The organism is Vibrio sp. 1167, from assembly GCF_033340375.1.
Classification (GTDB): Bacteria; Pseudomonadota; Gammaproteobacteria; order Enterobacterales; family Vibrionaceae; genus Vibrio; species Vibrio alginolyticus.
In genome coordinates, this window is sequence record NZ_JAWOWK010000003.1 from 190233 (window position 1) to 211805 (window position 21573).

At 45.1% G+C, this 21573-nt stretch carries 18 protein-coding genes; 4 read left to right on the plus strand and 14 right to left on the minus strand.

The window, feature by feature from the left end:
• Positions 1-407: 407 nt before the first annotated feature.
• The 9 genes from R7Z78_RS07670 to R7Z78_RS07710 form a co-directional block, all read right to left on the minus strand.
• Positions 408-3509 carry an efflux RND transporter permease subunit gene (locus tag R7Z78_RS07670; RefSeq protein WP_104976272.1) on the minus strand — a complete coding sequence of 1034 codons (3102 nt, stop codon included), beginning with the start codon at positions 3507-3509 and terminating at the stop codon, positions 408-410.
• Entirely contained in the window at positions 3506-4834 is a 1329-nt protein-coding gene (locus R7Z78_RS07675; RefSeq protein WP_025767987.1) for an efflux RND transporter periplasmic adaptor subunit, read from the minus strand. The genes R7Z78_RS07670 and R7Z78_RS07675 overlap by 4 nt, the downstream gene beginning before the upstream one ends.
• Positions 4821-5477: a TetR/AcrR family transcriptional regulator gene (locus R7Z78_RS07680; protein ID WP_025767986.1), complete on the minus strand. Its 657-nt coding sequence runs from the start codon at positions 5475-5477 to the stop codon at positions 4821-4823. The genes R7Z78_RS07675 and R7Z78_RS07680 overlap by 14 nt, the downstream gene beginning before the upstream one ends.
• A gap of 192 nt (positions 5478-5669) precedes the next feature.
• Positions 5670-6329, minus strand: a complete 660-nt coding sequence (locus R7Z78_RS07685; RefSeq protein ID WP_104976271.1) for an HAD family hydrolase — start codon at positions 6327-6329, stop codon at positions 5670-5672.
• A gap of 2 nt (positions 6330-6331) precedes the next feature.
• On the minus strand, positions 6332-7351 hold the full coding sequence (locus tag R7Z78_RS07690) for an ABC transporter ATP-binding protein (protein WP_005373862.1): 1020 nt from the start codon (positions 7349-7351) through the stop codon (positions 6332-6334).
• Positions 7348-8136 carry an ABC transporter permease gene (locus R7Z78_RS07695; protein ID WP_104976270.1) on the minus strand — a complete coding sequence of 263 codons (789 nt, stop codon included), beginning with the start codon at positions 8134-8136 and terminating at the stop codon, positions 7348-7350. Before R7Z78_RS07695 ends, R7Z78_RS07690 begins: the two co-directional genes overlap by 4 nt.
• A gap of 2 nt (positions 8137-8138) precedes the next feature.
• A complete protein-coding gene (locus R7Z78_RS07700; protein ID WP_104976269.1) occupies positions 8139-9029 on the minus strand; it encodes an ABC transporter permease in 891 nt (296 codons plus the stop codon).
• Positions 9026-9850 (minus strand): alkaline phosphatase family protein, encoded by an 825-nt coding sequence (locus tag R7Z78_RS07705; RefSeq protein WP_104976268.1) that lies wholly within the window; start codon positions 9848-9850, stop codon positions 9026-9028. The genes R7Z78_RS07700 and R7Z78_RS07705 overlap by 4 nt, the downstream gene beginning before the upstream one ends.
• A 12-nt stretch (positions 9851-9862) precedes the next feature.
• The gene (locus R7Z78_RS07710; protein WP_104976267.1) at positions 9863-10930 is read right to left on the minus strand and encodes an ABC transporter substrate-binding protein; all 1068 of its coding nucleotides are present in this window, start codon (positions 10928-10930) and stop codon (positions 9863-9865) included.
• A 210-nt stretch (positions 10931-11140) separates the two neighbouring features.
• Here R7Z78_RS07710 and R7Z78_RS07715 point away from each other — a divergent pair, with 210 nt between their 5' ends.
• Entirely contained in the window at positions 11141-11869 is a 729-nt protein-coding gene (locus R7Z78_RS07715) for a UTRA domain-containing protein (RefSeq protein WP_104976266.1), read from the plus strand.
• Positions 11870-11931: 62 nt separating this feature from the next.
• Here R7Z78_RS07715 and R7Z78_RS07720 read toward each other — a convergent pair whose 3' ends face one another.
• Positions 11932-13518, minus strand: a complete 1587-nt coding sequence (locus R7Z78_RS07720) for a BCCT family transporter (protein ID WP_005373846.1) — start codon at positions 13516-13518, stop codon at positions 11932-11934.
• Positions 13519-13821: 303 nt separating this feature from the next.
• Between R7Z78_RS07720 and R7Z78_RS07725 the strand changes: the two genes are divergently transcribed.
• Positions 13822-16230 carry a beta-mannosidase gene (locus R7Z78_RS07725; protein WP_104976265.1) on the plus strand — a complete coding sequence of 803 codons (2409 nt, stop codon included), beginning with the start codon at positions 13822-13824 and terminating at the stop codon, positions 16228-16230.
• 101 nt (positions 16231-16331) lie between these two features.
• On the opposite strand, the gene R7Z78_RS07730 is transcribed toward R7Z78_RS07725, so the two are convergent.
• Positions 16332-16586 (minus strand): hypothetical protein, encoded by a 255-nt coding sequence (locus R7Z78_RS07730; RefSeq protein ID WP_104976264.1) that lies wholly within the window; start codon positions 16584-16586, stop codon positions 16332-16334.
• A 166-nt stretch (positions 16587-16752) separates the two neighbouring features.
• Here R7Z78_RS07730 and R7Z78_RS07735 point away from each other — a divergent pair, with 166 nt between their 5' ends.
• Positions 16753-17118, plus strand: a complete 366-nt coding sequence (locus R7Z78_RS07735) for a DUF6559 family protein (RefSeq protein ID WP_104976263.1) — start codon at positions 16753-16755, stop codon at positions 17116-17118.
• A gap of 137 nt (positions 17119-17255) precedes the next feature.
• Positions 17256-18290 carry an ABC transporter substrate-binding protein gene (locus R7Z78_RS07740; protein WP_104976262.1) on the plus strand — a complete coding sequence of 345 codons (1035 nt, stop codon included), beginning with the start codon at positions 17256-17258 and terminating at the stop codon, positions 18288-18290.
• A 107-nt stretch (positions 18291-18397) separates the two neighbouring features.
• Here the strand turns inward: R7Z78_RS07740 and tyrS are convergent, their stop codons facing one another.
• From tyrS to R7Z78_RS07755, 3 genes are all read right to left on the minus strand, one after another.
• Complete coding sequence (gene tyrS, locus R7Z78_RS07745; protein WP_053304596.1) at positions 18398-19657, minus strand: tyrosine--tRNA ligase; 1260 nt, start codon at positions 19655-19657, stop codon at positions 18398-18400.
• Between the two features lie 82 nt (positions 19658-19739).
• On the minus strand, positions 19740-20546 hold the full coding sequence (locus tag R7Z78_RS07750) for a response regulator transcription factor (RefSeq protein ID WP_021707696.1): 807 nt from the start codon (positions 20544-20546) through the stop codon (positions 19740-19742).
• A gap of 193 nt (positions 20547-20739) precedes the next feature.
• The gene (locus R7Z78_RS07755; protein ID WP_104976261.1) at positions 20740-21519 is read right to left on the minus strand and encodes a hypothetical protein; all 780 of its coding nucleotides are present in this window, start codon (positions 21517-21519) and stop codon (positions 20740-20742) included.
• Positions 21520-21573: the final 54 nt, after the last annotated feature.

A 21573-nucleotide genomic window follows, 5' to 3' on the forward strand; every position in this document is an offset into this window, starting at 1 on the left:
CGAACGTCCATATAAAACTGACAATAGGCTTGGTGAGAGGCTTACCACCAGCGCGACCAACGAGGCTAAAGTTAACATTGTTGTAATGATTGTTAAAATGTTAATTCTTCAATCAATGTTTTCATTATCGTGAGTTTAAATTGTGAATGTGTTGCCTACGTGTATTTTTACTCTGTGAAATGCCGTTTTTGACAATAAAACATATTATAAATCTTGTGTTGGTTATTTGATTCGGTTATATAAAACTCAACATACTTAATTCTTAACTGTTCATATTCACACTTAATGCCACATAATAACCCTGTATTTGTTAAGTATTTGTGTTGTTTTTAACGCTTTTCACTGAAAACAAAAAGAGCGACCTAAGCCGCTCTTGTTTATTTTGATAAGTTTTCTTATCAGTCGTTTTAGATTTCTTCGTGTTTATGAACTAGGCCGAAGTCAGCTAAAATGGCATACGCGGCAGGGATCATAAACAACACCAGCAGAGTGGATGCGAAAATACCAAACACGATGGAGATCACCAGTGGTTGGATAACCTGTGCTTGCAGGCTGGTTTCAGTCAGTAACGGAAGCAAACCTGCTGCAGTGGTCATTGATGTCAGGAATACTGCTCTAAAGCGTTCTCGACTGGCTTTGACTACCGAGTCATGCACATTATCCCCTTCATCGACATGATGGCGTATGTACTGAACTAACAGAATCGAGTCATTCACCACAATCCCCGCCAGTGAGACGAAGCCCATCATACTTGGCATACTTAATGAGTGACCGAGTAGGATGTGTCCCCATACCACGCCAATAAAGGCGAGGGGAATCGCAAGCATGACGACGAATGGTTCCAAATAACTGCGGAATTGGTAACTCAGAATCGCAAACACGCCAAACAAACCAAGCAAGAAGCCTTTACCCATTGATGCGCCAGTTTCAGCGGTATCTTTGGCTTCGCCTTCAAAATCAAAGCGAAGACCAGGATACTTTTGCATAAGTTTTGGCGCTTCATCTTGTTGAAACTGACGAATAATGGCGGTTGAGTTGGCTTTCGTATTGTCGATATCGCCGAATACGCTCACGGTGCGCAAGCCATCAATGCGCTGGATTCTTACGTAATTACGTTGGAAATCCAAAGTAGCAATGGTCGCGAGCGGAATTTGACTTCCATCGGACAAGATAATTGGGAAGTTTGCCAATTGCTGTAAGTCACCAGCTTGCGCTTTATCAAGGCGAACTTCGATGGAAATGTTTTCTACTCCAACTTGGATTTCGTCTGCGGTTTGGCCAAAGAAAGCCGCACGCAATTGATTGGCGATGAGCTGGCCGTTAATCCCGTAAGCTTCTGCGCCCGGACGCAGTTTAACCAAGACTTCTTCTTTACCCATACGCATGTCATCCAACACGCCATGGACACCGTCAAACTCATTCAAGTATTGCTGAATGTCGATAGAGGCTGCTTTAAGCGCATCCAGATCATCATGCTTCGCTCGAATCTCAATCGCCCGGCCACCCGGTCCCATGGTCGGTTGTTTAAATACCAACGAGATAGGATCGGCAAGTTCACCAATGTCTTCGCGCCATGCATCGATAAATTCATCGATGAGTGTGTTACGACTCTCGGCTCCCAGCAAATCCAGACGTACCGTGGCTATATGAGGGCCAGATTCATTCGCATCGGCATTGGCGTTGAATTGACTGGTGATGTGCAGAACCAATGGATTGCCGTCTTCCACTTTTTCTGTCCATTCTTTATCTAGCTTTTGAGCGGAAGCGACGATTTTATCGACGACGGCTTCAGTTTGAGACAGAGAAGAACCCGGAGGGAGAATAATGCGCGCTTCTGCAATGTCGCCATCCAGTTCAGGGAAGGGTTGGAACTTGAGTAAACCACCTACTAACGTGGCTGCGGAGATAAGAAGCAAGGCGACCACGCCACCCATAAAGGCATAGCGATAATCGACCACTTTATCCACTGCGTTGACCAAGGTGGTGTTGCGGAAGTTTTCAAAAGAAGCCAGCAGCTTTTGTTTGAACTTCGGTGTCTTTCGCTCTTGTTTTTGTTTATGCAGTGAATGAGAAAGGTGGTTAGGTAGGATCAAGAAGGCTTCCACCAAACTTAAACTCAGTACGAGGATCAGAACTTGAGGAACTGCTTTAAGTACAGCACCCATTTCACCTTGCAGGAATAACAAGCTACCGAAAATACACACCGTAGTTAAAAAGGAAGAGATAACCCCCGGCAGTACCTTTTTCACGCCTTTAATTACGGCATCATCGATCTCTTCTCCTCGGTCGAGGTGAGCGGCAATCGATTCAGCAATAACGATGGCGTCATCCATCATGATACCGATGGCCATGAGTAACCCAACCAAAGACATGATGTTGATGGACAGGCCAAGTTGAGCCATCAAAAATAACCCACCTAAGAAGGCTACGGGTAAACCAGCTGCGACCCAAAAGGAATAGCGAAAACTAAAGAACAACCACATGGTGGCGAAGACCAGAATGATACCTTGCCAACCGTTTTTGACCATCATGGTCAGGCGATCCCAAAGCACGGATGAAAGGTCATTGGTCATTTGTAGCATCACACCGTCTGGCGCGATAGCTTGTTGTTCTTCGACAAATTGAGCAACCCGTTCCTTGATACGCAGTGCGTCATCTTCTTTGTTTTTGCTGACTTTTAGTAGGGCAGAAGGGTGACCATCGAAGAGGACTTTCTGTTCGTCCAATTCAAACCGGTCGGTAATCGTCGCAATATCTCTTAGACGGATGATTGAGCCATTTGTACCAGAGCCCACGACGATAGTCTCAAGCTCTTCCGGCGTCACGCGTCGTTCGTCAAAGCGGATCAGAAAGTTCTTATCTGGCGTTTCGACATTACCACTTGGCAACTTGACGTTTTGACGACCAATCTGGTCCGCAATATCACCAACACTCAAACCAAGTTGTCGGATAGCTTGAGTGTCTAACTCTACTCGGTATTGGTGGTCAGAGAAGCCAGCAACTTCAACCAAAGAGACATCGTAATCGATTTTTAACGTGCGTTTAAGCTGTTCGGCATACGCTTTTAGCTCTGGCCATGTGGTATCTGCGGTGATCGCGACATCCACAACTGGCTCGTTCCAATCGAGCTCTTGGACCACAGGAGATTCAATCTCTTGTGGGAAGTCGTTTATCGAGTTGATCTGGGTTTGAACATCAACCAACATGCGCCCAATGTCGGCTTCTTCATTCAGTTTTAAGATAAGACGCGCAGAACCCTCAATCGCTTCACACTGAGTTTCTTTAATGTTGGCAAGGCCATCGACAGCATCTTCCATTCGGATACAGATGCTCTCTTCTACCTCTTGAGGGGAAGCGCCGGGGTAAACCACACCAGCTAGGATGTAGGGCGGATCAAACTCAGGAAAAGTTTCACGCTTAATCGTGGAAAGTGAAGAAATCCCCAATATCAGCAGCGTTAGCATCAGCAAGTTGGCTGCTGTTGGATGCTTGGCGAAGAATCGGATCATGAATCAGACTCCTCAATAGCCGTTTCTGACTGTTCAGGTGACTCTTTCAATAGCATGCCGTTAATCGCAGGCAGCAAATCGTTGATGATCAGCTTCTGACCTTGCTCTAGTTCACCATCGATCACCACTTGGTTATTGCGACGATATAACACTTCAACCGTGACGACTTGAAGACGATTGTCATCGCCCATCAGGTAAATCTTATTGCCATGAAGCGCACGCTCTGGGATTACCCAACTCGGGTTCTCTTGTCCCTCAATCAAGGCACGCACAAACATGCCGTTCACCAATGGAGGCGCAGACGTTGGGTTTAATGCACGGTAGTCTTGTTCAATTTCCAGAATCACACCGGCAGTCGCTTGGCTTGGATCAACCGTTTCACTGATGCGTGCAACTTTCGCAGGCCAGCTTGCAGAGAGGTTACCGCTGCTGAGTTCAATGTTGGCATGAATCGCATTCATATCAGGTTGTGGAATACCAGATTCATCACGGACAAACTCACCGATGCTCGCCGCCAAAGTTTGCATGTCATGAATGGATAGTTGAGCTTCCACTTCCATGACATCAATACCATGTCCTGTCACCATGGTTTGTTGGAGGTTAACCACTTGCTTTTTCTCAATTTCTACGTCAGCAATACGCAAATCGTAAGGAAGCGTGATGATGGTTTTATCAAGCGAGCGTTCGGCCTCATCCACTTTTGATGCATTAACTTTAACTAGGGCTTCCGCGACTCGTTTCTCATCCGGCATCAAACCAATTTGATTTTCAATATCCAGTACTAACTTACGTTGAGAGAGCGCGCTTTGCTCTTGCTGATCTACATCCGATTGCGAGGTTAAGCCTTTCTTACGTAGGTTTTGTTTACGGTCTAACTCTTTGTTGGCGATAACCAGACGGTTGGCTTCTATCTTGAGTGTGCTTTTGAGATTCGCTTCTTCTTGGTTCAGCTTAGCCAGAGAGGTTTGAGCAGATTTGAGATCGGCTTGAGCTTGAACCAGTTTCAACTCGTAATCGAGTGGGTCGATTCGCAAGATTTCCGTTCCTGCTTGCAGCACTTGTCCTTTTTCCAGTTGCGGATGACGGTAAACCACTTTACCGGTCACTTCGGCTATCGCTTTCCATTCAACTTTCGGTGCGATTTTACCAAAGCCAATAGCAACAGGTGCAATCGCTTTCAGCTCAAGTGGAATCGTCTCGACCAACCGTGCACGATCTCCAGCGGGTTTTACGGGCAAATCTGGTTTGAGGCTAATCGCCAAAAACAGAATGACGACCCCCACCGCAAGAGCAGGAAAGAACAGCAGCTTTTTATTTATCTTCATATTGGTCGCCCGAGTCTAAAAATCCATGTTTCATCAGTTGTATGTTGTGTTCGAATAATCGGTTCAAGAAGGCTTCAGAAAGTTCAATGCCATGAATGGCGAGCAGTGCTGGTGGTGCCATAAAAGGAAACACCATCAAGCTGATGTAAGAGACGCGACAAAGTTGAGGGTCGGCGTCTTTTCGTAAAACGCCACTGTCAATCAACTTATCAAAGATCACGCCTTGCATTGGCTTGCTGATATCTGCGAAGACTTTTTCGAGCAGTTTGCGTTGGGTTTCCGATGGGGGCATATGCATAACTTGGGCAACTAAGCGTGGGAACTGTGGTACCTTGATCATTTCGCGGTAGTAGGTACGCATTAGATCGAGAAAGTTTTGCTCGTTACTGTTGGATACCAACGTCTGCATCTGCTTTTGCATCGGTGACAGTGTTTCGCGCAACATGGTCTCGAACAGGCCTTCTTTGTTGCCAAAGTAGTAGCGAATCATCGCAACGTTCACGCCTGCTTTCTGCGCGACTAGGCGAGTAGACACCTTGTCATAAGCCATAATGGTGAAGAGTTCGCGCGCGTGGAAAATCAGTTTTTCCCGTGCGTCGATATTATCTGTGGGTCTTCCCGCCCTTCGATGCGCTTCCGTCACAATCTTCTCTCAAAATATTAAACATTTGATTAATTATAAGGCGCTGATTTCTCATGCGACATGTGAAAAATTAATCAGTATTTAATCAAGCGATTAATTTTTGATGAAGAGAAGTAAAAAAGAGCAGAAAGAACTGCTCTTTGAACAAATAGAAAAGTATTTACTTAGGAAGAACGGCCTTTTGAGGCTAGATCACCCCCAACTTAACACACTCCAATTCGGTCTGTTGGCGTGTTCTTTTAGTTGTGGGCATGGATTTACCAGATAAGCGTAGTTCGCGTATTCACAAAGCGGTAAATCGTTGATTGAATCAGTATAGAAATGGATTTCTGAATAAGGCTCAGGCTGATTTTCTAGCCACTGTTTTAATCGCGTGACTTTGCCTTCACGATAACTCGGGATACCGTCGATTTCAGCAGTATAACGGTTATTTTTCTCGATTAAATCAATTCCGAGTGCGGTTGGAATATTAAGACGGCGACCAACGGCTTCCACCAAAAAAGTGACGCTGGCAGAGATGATAACCATATCTATACCATCACGAGACAGTTGCTCAATCAGGGTTTTGGCTTGAGGGAACTGTTTAGGCAAAATATGGCTTTCAACACATTCTTCAACCAAGGCGTTTACTTCTTCAATCGGCATGTTTTCTAGTGGCTTCATGGAGAACGCTAGGTAATCTTCCATGTCCATTTTGCCTTCAGAGTACAAGGCCATTAGACGCTGATCTTCCTTAATAAATAAAGGATCAGTCGCGATGCCTCTCTCAACCATAAACTCGTTCCAAATCATTGCGCAGTCAGCGTTTATTAGGGTTTCATCCATATCAAAAACATACAAAGGTTTGGACATGTTTAGGCTCTCACTGGTTGAATTTCGTTTAGGTTAAAGAGTAGCTCTAGTTGGCTGCCATTCGCTAGTAAGCGTTCTGAAGAGCGGTTAAGTAAGTCAACAGTGAGCTCACACTCTTCAACGTTCACTTGATAGCGAATAACATTACCTAGAAGCTGGTGGTTGGTGATCGTACCTACTTGTGGCGCTGAGATGTGGCTATCATATTGACGACCTTGCTCTTTTACATATATAGACTCTGGGCGAATCGCTACTTTCCATTCGGTATCAATGTTGAAGAGTTGCTTGGCTTTATTGGCCTCTACAAGGTTGTAGTGCCCCATGAAACCGGCCACAAACTCGTTAGCAGGATGAGTATAAATTTCTTCAGGTGTTCCTGCTTGAACAATTTCCCCTTTACTCATTAGGAAGATACGATCAGACATAATCATCGCCTCTTCTTGATCATGAGTTACGAAGATAGTGGTGAGATTCATCTCTTTCTGAATGTCTCGGATTTGCTGACGAAGGTGTTTGCGGATTTTGGCATCAAGCGCAGAAAGTGGCTCATCAAGCAATAATATGCGAGGTTTCACCACCAACGCTCGAGCGAGTGCGACACGCTGGCGCTGACCGCCAGAAAGTTGATGCGGATAGTGTTTTTCTTTACCTGCCAGATCCACCAGTTTGATGACTTTAGCCACTTCACGTCGAATATCATCATTCGCAAGCTTTTTCATTTTTAAGCCAAATGCAATGTTGCCTTCGACGGTCATATTGGGAAACAGCGCATACGATTGAAAGACCATCCCAATACCACGCTCTTGCGGGACTTGATGCGTGATATCTTCTCCGTTTACCCAAATCTCGCCTCCATCGACAGGGTTAAGCCCAGCAAGGCTGCGAAGTAGTGTCGATTTACCACAACCGCTAGGGCCCAAAAGCGTAATGAATTCACCTTGCTCGATGTTAAAGTGAATGTCCTCAAATACGGTGTTATCACCAAAACGTTTAGTCAGATTTTTCGCTGTTACGTAGCTCATTGTTTGACTCCTCGGCTGAAACGACTTGCCAACCAAGTCAGTAAAAAAATAAATAGGAAGTAGGTCATCACTAAGGCAGACGTAAAGTGGCCGCTCGTCTGACGCATGTTATACAAGTAGATTTGCAGGGTTTCATAACGTGTGCCGACTAAAATATTGGCGAACACAAACTCTCCCAATAGAAATGAAAATGAAAGGAAAAGCGATGCCATCAGTCCTTTTTGGAGGTTAGGTAAAATGACCATCAAAAACGCTTTGGTTGTGCTTGCTCCTAGCAAGTGTGCAGCGTCCATTAAATCGTTAAGGTTAATTGCTTCGAAGCTATTAGAAATCGCACGATACATGAACGGTAACGCTATGGTGAAGTAAGTACCTACTAGAATCCAAGGAGTACCGATAAGGGAGATTTCACTGTCAGCATAAAGTTGAAGCAAGCCGACGGAGGACACCACTGGTGGTACAGCGAATGGTAGCAAAATCAATACGTTCATGAGCTTATCGAGCTTCGGAAAGTAGTAAAACACCACGAATATCGCTGGCAGAACCAGAATCACACTGAGGGTTAGCGAAGCAATACAAATAAACAGCGAACGCCCAAACGCTTGCAAAAAGCGTGGGTCGGTCAGCAATTTAACGTACCAATCAAAAGTGAAACCATCTGGAAGCACCGTGGCGCCCCAGCGTGATGAAAGCGAATAGACAAAGGTCGCTAAAATCGGGATGAGCATGATCCCAACAATGGAATAAACCACTGTTTTATGGAATCGAGTATTAACGTTGTGCATGACTACTTCCTACCTGCATAGCTTTTCGAAATGAGCCATTGGTTAATCAATGTGATAAAGGCAAGTAACACCATTAGAATCACCGAAATTGCAGCGGCGAGATTAGGTTCAAGGAACAGGTCTCCCGATACCAGACTCGCAATTCGAATTGTGATGACGTTATAGTTACCGGAGGTCAACGCATAAACACTCGCATATGCGCCGATTGCGTTGGCTATTAAGATAATAAAGGTACCGAATAAGGCTGGTGAGAGCACTGGCAGCGCGATTTTCGCCCAATACTGTGATGTTTTGGCTCCCAGTAGCGCAGCAGCTGTTTGCCAATCATCACTCAACGCATCGAACGCAGGGTAGAGCAACAACACCGCCAGCGGGATTTGGAAGTAGATGTAAATGGCCAGCAGACCCCATTTACCATAAAGGTCGAAATCACCGAGTAAGCCATACTGCTTGAGCAAAAGGGTAATCGCCCCATTGGTGCCCAAAATAATGATAAAAGCGAATGACAGAGGTACGCCTGCAAAGTTGCTGCTCATGTTCGTAAACGCAATCACACCGTCGCGGACTTTAGAATCGACTCTGCGTAGAGAAGAGACCAACAGAGTCGCAATGGCTAAGCCAAAAATGCTCGACCACACAGCTAGCCACAAGCTGTTGCCAAACGCCTGCATCATAAAGGTGGAGTCGAGCACTTCAATGTAGTTATCGAAGGCAAACTCGCCATCGTAGATAAAGCTGTTTAACAGTACCCAAATCATCGGTGCGAGTTGAAATAGATAGAAAAACAGTGCGAAAGGCACCAACCAAATGGCTGGCTTAAAGCGCTTTAACCAAGTACTTGCCAAATTTGAGCGTGATTCGCTGGAGCTTGGGGAGAGGACTGAACTGCTCATAGTGCTAACAATTCCTGAGTGTATGGCTTCGTGTGGTCAAGGTTTAGCAATTGACAAACGGTGCCACAAATATCAGTTTGCTTAATATGACAATCTTGATGGGTAAACTTATCACCAATCACAAACAGGGGAACTTCTCGCTCTTCAGGTAAAATCCCACCGTGAGAAAGATCGTTGTTCATGCCATGATCGCTAGTCACAATGATTTGATACCCATCAGCAAGCCATTGATCGATGTAGTTGGAAAGAATAATGTCTGCACCTCGCGCACAATTGCGGTATTGGCGAGAGTCTAGGCCAAACTTATGTCCTGTATCGTCGATATTCATCGGATGGATCAGTAAGAAATCAGGTTGATAGTTGCGGCGTAAATACTCTGCGTCCAGGAACAAGGCTTCATCAGGATAATGATCCCAATGGTAAAAGCAGCCGTGCTGGATATTCAGGGTTTCATCATGCGTGAAACGATCGCGAACAGGTTCAAATGGCGCGCGATTATAAAGCTCACTTACCCAGTGGTAGGCAGCCGCAGCGGTCACTTTTCCTTGGGCTTTTGCCAAACTGAAAATGGAATCGTGTTTGGATAGACGAACGATACTGTTGTTTACGATGCCGCTTTCTACAGGGCGAACGCCCGTTAAAATGCACTCATAAAGTGGGCGAGACATAGAGGGCAGCTCACACTGCACAGGATAAAGCGTTGCGCGAGTTTCTTGTTGGGAACGACTTTGTTCTAGAAGACCATTGAGGTAGCCCATGCAATCACGGGCTACCTGATAGTTCAGTCCATCTAGAACAACAAGGATGACCTTATTGCTCATAACGACTTACTCTTATTGCTGGTGGATTAAGACACTTTCTTGCCATTGACGTGGCAGCTTACGTGCGGACTTTTCCCAAGCTGAGAAGTCAGTCACTGGGTGAACATTGCTGTATTGGTCATTAGCAATTAGCTTGTCTTGCACTGCTTGAGGCAGTGTGACGTTAGTTCGAATTGGACGCGCATAACCTTCTGCTAAGTTGATTTGTCCTTGATCGCTGAAGATGTACTCACGAGCAAGCTTTGCTGCATTAGGGTTCTTCGCGTATTTATTGATTATGGTTGTATAACCAGATATCACAGAGCCATCTTGAGGAATGCTTACTGTAAAGCGGTCGCGGTCAATTTTGTCGCGGTAGTTCAACGCATTGAAGTCCCACATGATCGCCACTTCAACTTCGCCTTTTTCTAAGTTGGCGATGTTCGGATCGGTAAATGAAAGACGACCTTGCTTCGCGAGTTCAGAAAAGAATTTGAGCGCAGGCTTGAGGTTGGATTCGTCCCCACCGTTGGCGAACGCTGCGGCGAGAACCGCGTTGTTTGCCTGTGCTGCTACGCCTACGTCACCTATGGTCACTTTGTAGTCGCCTTTTAATAGGTCATCCCACGTTTTTGGCGCGTCTTTTACGAGGTTATTGTTGGAGATAAAAGAAATAGTGCCAGTGTAAGCAAGTGCCCAATGACCATCTTCGTCTTTTGCCCAATCTGGGATGTCATTCCAAGTTGTTGGTTTATATGGCTGAGTGACGCCTTTCTTAACCGCTACACGTGCGAAGGCAAAGCCTACGTCACCAATGTCTGCGGTCGCGTTTTTCTTCTCAGCTTCGAATTTTGCGATTTCTTGAGCCGAGCTCATATCCGTGTCTTGGTGCTTAAGGTTGTAATTTGACTTTAAATCAGCCCAAGTGTCTTTCCAGTTTGCCCAACTGTCAGGCATACCCACACTGTAAACCGCCCCTTCTTTTTGTGCTGCTGCTACCAAAGATTCAATATCGGCTTCTTTCGCTACTGTTGGCGTAGCGAGTGTTACCGCAATGATTGCCGCTGGTGCGGTAATTGAACGACTTAGCAAAGTTTTCATTGTCTCCATCCTTCTGGACTAGGTCAGTAAGTTCGCTTTGTATGCTATGGATGGAATGTGACGATTTAGCGCAAGTAATTTGACAGTTTTGCTGATTTTATATGGCACTTATATTTCATACGTTCAGTATGTGTTCTGTTGATTAATGTCATATTTTTGTTACGTAAACGCCTTATGTTATTCGTCAAATTATCGTTGGACTAGATCAGAATGAGAGCGACAGGCACCGGACAATTTGGTACCCAATTAGGAAAAATTAGAAGCAGCTTAAAACAGCAGATTCTTTCCGGCATCATGTCGGAAGGACAAAAACTGCCGTCAGAGAGAGAGCTCAGTGAGCTGTTTTCTACGACTCGAATCACTATCAAAGATGCGTTGGTGTCTTTAGAAACGGAAGGTCTTATTTATCGAGAAGAGCGCCGGGGTTGGTATGTATCTCCTGAGCGTATCTGTTACAACCCGTTGTCTCGTTCTCACTTCCATCAGATGATTCGAGAGCAGCATCGTATTGCAGAAACCAAGTTATTCAACGTACGAAGTGAAATGGCCGCAGGTGAGTATGCCAAATCGTTAGAGGTTGAGCGAATTACCCCAATTTATGTGATTGAACGGTTACGTTTTATTGATGGGCGAGCGGTATTGTTTGTTGAGAACGTGCTCAAAGCGGCACTGTTTGAGGGTATATTGTCTGAGAACCTCACCATGTCCCTGACGGGTATTTATCGTGAGAAGTATGGTTACGAAACAAAGCGCTCTCGTTTTGATGTGATTCCAACGTCAGCACCTGCTCATGTCGCTAAAGCGTTGAACTTGGCTGAAGGACAACCCGTTCTGAAAATTCGGCGGGTAAACTACAAACAAGATGGGCATTTAATGGACTGCGAATTCGAGTATTGGCGTCCAGACGCAGTGATGATTCGCATTGATAGCGTAGGATAAAGCGCAGAATTAAAAAGAGCCCAATGAAGGGCTCTTTTTCGCATATTGGTTAGAGAGGCGGTTTAAACGAGGCCTTGCTCTTTCGCCATTCTGCTTGCAATGCCGGGTGCTTTCCAAATGCTTGGCAGCAAAATGAAAGACACAGGCACGGCAGTAATTACAATGAAAGACTGCAATGCAGAAATACCACCAGAGCCCATTGAGATAAGCGCAATAGCGACAATACCCATAATCAGCCCCCAGAACGAGCGAATCACTGCGTTTGGTTCTGTTGAGCCCGTCATCACTACACTGATTGTGTAAGTCATCGAGTCACCCGTCGTCACGATAAATGTTGTCGTTAAGATCAGGAACAGAACCGAAATGATCATTGGGTACGGTAATTCACCAGTAATCGCTAGCAGTGCTGCAGGCAAGTTAAAGCCTTCAAACGCAGATGAAATCAAACCAGGGTTATCAAGTTCAAACGCAAGGCCACTGCCACCAACGATACTAAACCAGAAGCAAGTAATCAGCGGTGCCGCGATGCTAATAGACATGATTAATTGGCGAATTGTACGACCACGAGAGATACGAGCAATAAAGATCGCCATCATTGGGCCATAACCGATAAACCAACCCCAGAAGAATACTGTCCACCAACTTAGCCAGCCTGTATCACCACGGTAAAGTGCCATAGGGAAGAAGTTATCCACCATACGACCAACGCCTTGCACGTAGCCATCAACGATAAAGCTTGTCGGCCCGAAGAACAGGATGTAACCAATTAATAGTACAGACAAAATGATGTTGTAACGACTGACGATTTGAATACCCTTGCTCAAACCGCTCAGTGCGGAAAGGGTATACATCAGGATCGCCGCCATGATAACCATGCTTTGCGTTACGAACGTATCTGGCAGGCCAAACAATGAGTTTAGCGCGTAGCTAATTTGTAAACCTAAGAAGCCGATAGGACCGATGGTTCCTGCTGCTACTGCAATGATGCTACATGCGTCAGCAACATCACCAATCCAGCCTTTAATGGCTTTATCACCAAAAACAGGGTAAAGCAGAGTACGCGGCTTAAGAGGCAGGCCTTTATCGTAATGCAAGTGCATTAAGACAATGGAAGATAGACCACCAAGGATCGCCCAAGCTAAGAAGCCCCAGTGCATAAAAGACTGAGATAGGGCATTGATTGCGGCAGTTTTCGGTGAGGCTTCCCCGTATAGAGGCGGAGCAGTCACAAAGTGCGCGATAGGCTCAGCAGCGGCCCAGAACACACCACCACCTGCAAGTAGAGTACAGAGTACGATTGACAACCACTTAAAGTTATCAATATCAGGTTTCGCTAGACCACCTAGGCGCACATAACCAGTGCGACCAAACGCAAGAGCCAAACCAATTAGGAAATTCAGAAGAAGCAGTACTTGCCAGTAAGCTCCGAAATATTTAGTAGCAAAGCCGAAGCCGGTGTTAACCATTGCGGTTAGAGAGTCGGTATTCGTTAGAGCAAGTAAAACGAATAGAGTGAGGAAGCTACCACTTAACCAAAAGACAGGATTGGTGAGTTCGAGGCGCTTGAGTAAAGATGGGGGATGAATAGCAGAATAGTCAGCATCCTGAATAGGCGCTGTGTGGGAGGCGGCATTCGTCATATTTGACATAATTACTTCGCTTTTTAGGGCTATGAAGCCGTGCATTTCCCCTCACATCGTTTCAACGAAAAGTGTGAGGATGTTCAAAAAGCCGATGATGTTAACATGTCGAAGTTGCAAATATAACCTTAGATTTCGATTAATTTTTAACAGGTTAGCCAAGTTGCTGATTTTTGGGTAGAGATCAAAAGAAAGAGTTTTTACGTGAAATGCACCGCATTTCGTATGTAATTAACATTTCCCTTGTTTTTGCATGGAATTATCAGGATTACATTGAGAAAACATGTTTTTCCCAAGCTAAGGTTTAACTCAATGGCTCACTTCGAACTTAACGGGCAGTGGATGCTTACCTCGCCACAGCGTCCCGATCTTGAAATTCCAATGTTTATTCCGGGCGATAATGTGTCGGCGCTTTTACAAGCAGAGCAGATTCCAGATCCTTATTTTGCCGATAATGAAAACAAAGTTCGATGGATTGAAGAGTGTGAGTGGCATATCTCACGTGAGTTTGAAGTCGACGCGTTTACGTTGTCTGCCAAGCAAATTTGGATGACGCTAACTCGTGTCGATACATTGGCAACCTTCTATGTTAATGGTGAGCTAGCACTAACTTGCAGCAACATGTTTACCCAGCAACGTGTGGATATTAAACCGCATTTAAAGCAAGGTACTAACACGATTCGGGTTGAGTTTGCTCGGGCGGATTTAGAAGGTATCGCAAGAGCAAAAAAACTGCCATTTCCTATTCCGTCGGCAATGGGCAACAACCAAATTCCACACATGAACTTGATCCGCAAAACACAATGCCATTCCGGATGGGACTGGGGCATTTGCTTGATGGTATCGGGTATTTACGACCCCATTCAAATCGACATTGTGAATGAGCTTTGGCTCAAAGGCTTCTCGACAGAGCAGCAATGGCAAGCCGATGGGAGTGTGTTTCTTGATGTAGTAGTTGAAGTGGAAACGGACAGTCAACGCCATGAAATGATGGTTGAATTTAATGGTGAGCGTCAATGTATTCAAACAAAAGGAAGTGGTCACTATCATTGCCAGTTCCACATTTTGGAGCCTCAACGCTGGTGGCCATCGGGTTATGGCGAAGCGTATCTCTATCCCATTACCATTTCTTGCAGAGAGCAAAAGTTAACGCACAACATTGGTTTGCGTCAGCTAACTCTAAATAATCAAGCTGATGAGCACGGCTCTGCAATGGAATTTATTGTCAATGGCGTACCGATTAATGCTAAAGGTGCCAACTGGATCCCTATTGACGCAATGCCGGGGCGAGAGTGCGAAACACGTTATCGCAACCTTTTGCAAAGTGCGGTTGACGCCAACATGAACATGATTCGCGTATGGGGCGGTGGTCAGTACGAGAGTGAAATCTTTTATAACCTTTGTGATGAACTTGGCTTGTTGGTGTGGCAAGACATGATGTTCGCCTGCTCGTTGTACCCATCAAACGACGAGTTTTTAAAAGAGGTAGAAGAAGAACTTAGATTCCAAATCCCTAGGCTCAAGGAGCACCCATCAATCGCACTTTGGTGTGGTGACAATGAAGTGATTGGAGCTATTGGTTGGTATGACGAATCTAAGCGCAGTAAAGTCAAATACACGGTTAACTACGATCGCCTCAACCGCATGATTGAGAAGGAGATTACCGAGCAAGATAGCACTCGCCGTTTCTGGCCAAGTTCCCCATGTAATGGTGAACTGGATTTCGGTGATGCGTGGCATGATGATAGTAAAGGCGATATGCACTTTTGGGACGTTTGGCATTCAGGAAAATCATTCAGTGCCTACCTTGACGTGAATCCTCGTTTTTGCTCTGAGTTTGGTTTTCAATCTTGGCCATCTTTTGCTGAAGTTAAGCGGTTTGTCCCTGAGCAAGACTGGAATATTACGTCCCCAACTTTCGAACAACATCAGAAGAACCCTCGAGGTAATAGTATTATCACAGAGATGTTCACGCGCTATTTTCGTTTTCCCTCTGGATTCGAGAGCATGCTGTATTTAAGTCAAGTTCAGCAGGCAATCGCGATCAAAACTGCATGCGATCATTGGCGTGCCATTTCTCCAGTTTGTCGCGGCATGCTGTACTGGCAACTCAACGACAATTGGCCTGTCAGTTCTTGGTCTAGTTTGGAATACAGTGGTCGATGGAAGCAGTTGCACTACCATGCGAAGCGATTTTTTGCGCCGCAGTATTTGGTATTTTCCGAGCATACAGGCAAGTTGAGCCTACATTTGCTCAATGATGCCAAAGAGTCCGCAAGCGTCAACGCACTGCTTAAGTGGGTAGATTGGCAAGGGGAAGAAAAGCAATGTTGGAGCTTAGAACAAACAGTCATAGCAGACAGCAATACGATTTTGTGGCAGTTGGATGAATTGATCGAGAAGGATGAACTTACGTCAGGCTTCTTCTATGTTGAAGCGCAAATCGGTGAAGACAGAATAAGCAACACATGGTTTAGTACTCACGAGCTAAAAACCTTGCCGATAGCGAAAGCCAATATAGATGTCTCTATTGAAGGGAGGCGAATTACATTGATTGCGGATAAGCCTGCGTTTTTTGTTCATTTGGAGAGTGATGCTGATGGAAGGTTCAGTGACTCTAGCTTTACTCTGTTGGTCAAGGTTCCAATGACGGTTGAGTATTTAGGTGATGATGTTTCAGGTATGCAGCAGTCGTTGAGGGTATGCCACCTTAATGATTAAAGCGGGCATAGAACATCTACATGCTGGTAACTAAAAAGGGAGCGTTTGCTCCCTTTTTAGTTACCAAGTATCCGTTATTAAGCTCAGGTTGAGACAGAAGTTTATTTAAGTTTCTGATGGACCCGATAGCTAACGACAAAGCCAATGTAGAATATTGCAGCAAGAGTAATCACTGCCGTCGCGTACGCCAGCAGGCTGTTTAACCCTAAACCAAAAGCCAAAGTGAAGGCGATACCATGAATGGCTTCCGCAGGGATTCGGTACCAAGCAGCGTGGACGGAAGATCCGAAGAGGATAAAGGTACTAAGTAAGACAATCGTGCCGCCTATAAAGCCGACCCATCTGCTGTTGTTCATGTTGCAGTCTCAGGGGTTACCGAGGTAACGTAACAAAATATTTCAGGATCGTATTATACAACCGATCATCGCGAAAAGCGCTAGAGAAATTTCGCGGATAAAACAGAGTGTTTTAATTCGAACAAAAGAATACGACATCGCCAACTTAATACAGGAATAACAAAACATGTTGAGATTTATACAACGTCGCCGCATTAAGAAAGTGATTAAGCTAATGAGTACCAGATTGATAGTGGGATACGGCAGTCGTGAGTACTTTTCGGTTGGTCAGGTAAAGACGAGCACCAGCGAGTTAAGCTTAAGCGCGTGCCAACAAAAAATTGCGTTGGCGTTGTATGCGGATCCGCAAGATCTTGATTTGGAAAACCAACCAGAATTGCAAGCAATACGCTCAGACGTGGCGCATGATTTCTTTTCTGGTGCCGATTATACCGCTCAAGATGTGCTTAATTTACTCGGCTCTGGTGGCTGGAAAGGCGGTCGAATGGAAGATGGAATGTCTCATCATTTTGGTATGCACAGTCGCTATTAAAAACATGCGTTAATTTTATAAATTCGATAAATATTTTTGCTGTTAAAGATTAATTAAATTTTCTTTCAATTGGGTAACAATTACCTAATTATGCACCCGAATCCCAGCGCGTCGCTGGACTGGTTGGATTGCATACCATGAAATTAATCATCAAAGGATTGGGGCTGAGTGCTCTTGTGCTCAGCATGTTTGCTCATGCAGATAGCAAAACGTTGAACGTTTATGCATGGGGTGGCTATTTGCCGGAATCATCGTTAAAAGCGTTTGAAAAACAAGAAGGCGTTACGATTAATTATTCGACCTTTGAGAATAATGAATCAATGTATACCAAGCTAAAATTGCTAAAAGGTTCTGGTTACGATGTGGTTTTTGCTTCTGCGTACTTCATTGAAAAAATGGGGCGAGAAGGGCTGCTTTCGAAAATAGATCACGCTCAAGTGCCAAACATGCAAGACACAATGGACGGTTTACTTGGCCAAGCGCACGATCCTAAAAATGATTACTCGCTGCCTTATATTTGGGGCATTACCGGGATCAGCTACAACGAATCCATGGTTGAGCAACCAGTGACCAAATGGGCAGACTTATGGAAGTCTCAATACGAACAACAAGTCATGTTGATTGATGACGTCCGCGACGTGTTCGGTATGGCGCTGAAGAAAAATGGCCATAGCGTGAATACAAAAGACGAAGCTGAAATCGAGCAGGCTTTTGATTCTCTAGTCGCGCTGAAAAACAACGTATTACTGTACAACTCAGATGCGCCGCAAGTCCCTTACGTGTCCGGTGAAACATCGGTCGGCATGCAATGGAACGGCAACGCATTCCAAGGACAGGTTGAAATGCCTGAGCTGAAGTTCGTGATGCCGGAAGAGGGCGCGGTATTGTGGATGGACAACTTCACTATTCCGTCTGGCAGTAAAAACAAAGCATTGGCGCATAAATTTATTAACTTCATGTACCAATCAGAGAACCAAGCGGAAATCGTGACCAGTTTGGGTTATGCGTCGGCAACGAACGCTGGGCGTGACAAATTGCCAGAAGAGTTGAAAAACAACCGTACTATTTTCCCTTCATCAGAAGACTTGAAAAAAGGCGAGTTTATTAATGATGTTGGCGCAGAAACGTTAGCGATTTACGAAAAGTACTGGCAACGTTTAAGAACGCAATAAGCAACGTCTTTGCCTATTGTTAGGCTTAAAATCGTTCAAATTTGGATTCCCCTCATCACGAAAGTGGTGAGGGGAATTTTTTTATAGGTTTTGTACTGCGAGTGTTGCTACGCGGCACGCTTTACGAGGCAGAAGTGCTTTTTACCGCGTTGCAGTAACCAATATTGATCAAACAGTGGGAAGCTTAAACTCGGGTTATCAGCCGCCACTTTTTCACCGTTTACACTGATGGCGTTGTTGCTGATGTGTTCGCGTGCAACACGCTTCGAACTTGCTAAGCCCGACTCAATCAACAGCTCAACCAAATCTTGTTGTGTGCTCTCAATGCTTGGTAAACCATCCAACTCCAACTGTTTTAATTCACCCAAACTCAGTTGTTGCACATTACCGCTGAATAAAGCTTGAGTGATACGCTCGGCACTGGCTAGGCCTTCTTCGCCATGAACAAATCGCGTCATTTCTTCAGCGAGAATACGTTGTGCTTGTGGCTTACCTTGGCTTGCTTGGTCTTGCGCTTCAATGCTGGCAATTTCTTCGCAGCTCAAGAATGTGTAGTAACGCAAGAAGTGGTAAACGTCGGCGTCTTCTGCGCCAAGCCAGAACTGGTAGAACGCGTAAGGAGAGGTTTTGCTAGGATCTAGCCATACTGCACCGCCTTCGGTTTTGCCAAATTTGGTACCATCGGATTTGGTGATCAGCGGCAGAGTTAAGCCAAATACTTGCTCACCATTTTGACGGCGAGTTAAATCGATCCCGCTGACGATGTTTCCCCATTGGTCATTGCCACCGATTTGCAAACGGCAACCGTATCGACGGTTTAGCTCGGCAAAATCGTACGATTGCAGTAAGGCGTAGCTAAATTCGGTGAAGGAGATACCTTGGTCAGGTCGTTGCAGGCGTTGTTTTACCGATTCTCGGTTGACCATAGTATTGATCGAGAAGTGCTTACCCACATCGCGGAAGAAGTCTATCACATTGATCGCTTTCATCCAGTCAGCGTTGTTCACCATGATCATCGGCTTGGTCAGTTGGTGGTTCATCAACTGCTGAATTTGATTAGAAAGATCGTTAACCCAGCCTGAGACGATTTCCTCTGAGTTCAGACTGCGCTCAGTTGCTTTAAAGCTTGGGTCGCCAATCATGCCCGTTGCACCGCCAATCAAGGCAACAGCTTGGTGTCCGGCATCTTGAAAGCGCTTAAGCATAATCAAAGGCACGAGGTGGCCGATATGCAAACTGCCAGCTGTAGGATCGAAGCCGCAGTAAACGGTTTGTGGCTGTGAGAGAAGTGTCTGAATTTCTTCCAAATCGCTGGCTTGTGCAATCAAGCCACGATCTTGTAAATCTTGCAGTAATGGTGTCGTCATTCTTTTTGTCTGTCTTAGTGGTTGTTACATTCAGACTAAAACGCGACACCTATTCTCGATATATCCCTTAAGGGACGGTTTTTTATCTTGAATGGAGAATGAGGTGATTGAGGAAAAGCTGGAATAACTCACTCAATGAAGACACATTTAATTGCGAGTAAATTCGCTTTCGATGATTTTTGACCGTGCCTTGAACTAAGTGTAACCGCGCGGCAATTTCTTTGGTGTCAAACCCTTGAGCGAGAAGCGAAGCCACCTCTTGTTCGCGACGGGTGAGTGATTCTACGCCAAACGTTGCTAAAGCTTGCTCAATGGCTAATCGCATACTGCCAGAATAAGCACTCTGTGCAAAAACAGGCTCAGAAAAGGTAAATTCCGTTTGTTTCCAATGCTGCTGACAAAGCGACTGAATTATCGGGAAATAGGGCTTTAGCTTATTGATTTGTTGCTGAGAAAAGTATTTTCCATCAGTCATATATCCGAAGTACAGCATGACCCAACGGCCAGATTCAACTTCGACTAGCATGCTAAGCTCGTCTTTCCACCCTGTTTGATGATAGAACTGCTCGCAGTATGAGGTGAAGTCAACGCCTTTACGCGCCACGTCTTTGAGCGTAAATACGCCTTGTTGCTTTGTCTCGTTTAGTTTGAGAAAAAAAGGGTCATTTTGAAATGAGTCAGTAAGGTAGCGTTGAAAAAGTAACTCTCGCTCGTTCTCAATTGAGTCGTAGAGATAAATAGGATGTTTACCTTCTCGGTAACCTAAAATAACTGCGCAATCAAAATGAAAAAGAGTGCGAATGACACGCATAAGTTTAGGAGTAAAGTTAGGCGTGTTAAGAGCAGAAATTGCTTCTGCTAGCAGATTATTAAAGTTATTGTCAGGCATGGGATACCGAATTGCAGGTGGTTTTGCGCAAGCATAACCAAAAGCAATCCAACGAGAAAGGGAAGTCGCCATCTTCTGGTGACTTCCATAGAGAAAGTTGCGTAAGTGCTCAGTTTTGAGGAATCATATCCCCGTTAACTTATTGATAAGGGTGCATAACAACGGTTTTATTTAAGCGATTAGTTGCTATGCATTACTGCGAGTTAGTGAGCTCTTCGTTAACCCAATATTTAGAACCAGACACGTTAGCATCGATGAGCAAACCTTTAGCGTTCAACTGATAGACGGCGACGCCGCTGTTAAATTGTTTTGAAAGTTGCTCTGAATCTTCGCCCGCAACAGCAGAGGCTTCACTTGTGGCCTCCCATCCTTCGTTGACGAACGTATCAAAGTCTTCTTTGCTCTCAAACAGAACCACTTGTTGGTAAAATTTGCCGCCAGCCCCAAGTGCAACGCCCAAACCAAACATATTCATATAAGTGCGTTCTTCTGTTTCCTTATTCACTGCGACTCCTGACCCTGAGTTGGTGTGAAACAGCAAAGATAATTTACGAGAATCAAAGACCGCGTAGCCGTACGCGTTGTCGTAAATAGCTTTTGCCTCCGGCTTTTCATTAAATAACTTGAGCAAAGCGCTATCTGCCATTAAGTCCACGGCTTGGCGAGCTTCTTCTGGCGTATCGCCTTCCATCAGCTCATCAATTTTTTTGTCGGCAGCATCTATCCATTCTTTGCTCTTCTCGATGCTGGCTTCTGTCCATTCGCCTGCGGTATTGATCGCTTCCTCGGACCAGTTCGTGAAATCTTGCCACGCTTGTTTTGAAAACGCTTTGGTATCGTCCCAAGCATCTTGTGCAGTATCAGAAACTGCGTCGCCAAGCTCAGACATTTTATTGGAAATTTCATCCCAATCGGCATAAGCAGGGGATGCCAGGAGCATAAATGTAGTAAGGAGTGCGATAGGCTTTTTCATCAAATTCTCTCTGGAGTTATCGATATACCATTCATTTTAGGTCATCAGACTTTG

Coding starts and splice junctions, on each gene's coding strand:
- R7Z78_RS07755 (WP_104976261.1), bottom strand. CDS start 21,519: ATGAAAAAGCCTATCGCACTCCTTACTACATTTATGCTCCTGGCATCC.
- R7Z78_RS07730 (WP_104976264.1), bottom strand. CDS start 16,586: ATGAACAACAGCAGATGGGTCGGCTTTATAGGCGGCACGATTGTCTTA.
- R7Z78_RS07705 (WP_104976268.1), bottom strand. CDS start 9,850: ATGAGCAATAAGGTCATCCTTGTTGTTCTAGATGGACTGAACTATCAG.
- R7Z78_RS07740 (WP_104976262.1), top strand. CDS start 17,256: ATGAAATTAATCATCAAAGGATTGGGGCTGAGTGCTCTTGTGCTCAGC.
- R7Z78_RS07715 (WP_104976266.1), top strand. CDS start 11,141: ATGAGAGCGACAGGCACCGGACAATTTGGTACCCAATTAGGAAAAATT.
- R7Z78_RS07695 (WP_104976270.1), bottom strand. CDS start 8,136: ATGCACAACGTTAATACTCGATTCCATAAAACAGTGGTTTATTCCATT.
- R7Z78_RS07700 (WP_104976269.1), bottom strand. CDS start 9,029: ATGAGCAGTTCAGTCCTCTCCCCAAGCTCCAGCGAATCACGCTCAAAT.
- R7Z78_RS07720 (WP_005373846.1), bottom strand. CDS start 13,518: ATGTCAAATATGACGAATGCCGCCTCCCACACAGCGCCTATTCAGGAT.
- R7Z78_RS07675 (WP_025767987.1), bottom strand. CDS start 4,834: ATGAAGATAAATAAAAAGCTGCTGTTCTTTCCTGCTCTTGCGGTGGGG.
- R7Z78_RS07750 (WP_021707696.1), bottom strand. CDS start 20,546: ATGCCTGACAATAACTTTAATAATCTGCTAGCAGAAGCAATTTCTGCT.
- R7Z78_RS07690 (WP_005373862.1), bottom strand. CDS start 7,351: ATGAGCTACGTAACAGCGAAAAATCTGACTAAACGTTTTGGTGATAAC.
- R7Z78_RS07670 (WP_104976272.1), bottom strand. CDS start 3,509: ATGATCCGATTCTTCGCCAAGCATCCAACAGCAGCCAACTTGCTGATG.
- R7Z78_RS07685 (WP_104976271.1), bottom strand. CDS start 6,329: ATGTCCAAACCTTTGTATGTTTTTGATATGGATGAAACCCTAATAAAC.
- tyrS (WP_053304596.1), bottom strand. CDS start 19,657: ATGACGACACCATTACTGCAAGATTTACAAGATCGTGGCTTGATTGCA.
- R7Z78_RS07735 (WP_104976263.1), top strand. CDS start 16,753: ATGTTGAGATTTATACAACGTCGCCGCATTAAGAAAGTGATTAAGCTA.
- R7Z78_RS07725 (WP_104976265.1), top strand. CDS start 13,822: ATGGCTCACTTCGAACTTAACGGGCAGTGGATGCTTACCTCGCCACAG.
- R7Z78_RS07710 (WP_104976267.1), bottom strand. CDS start 10,930: ATGAAAACTTTGCTAAGTCGTTCAATTACCGCACCAGCGGCAATCATT.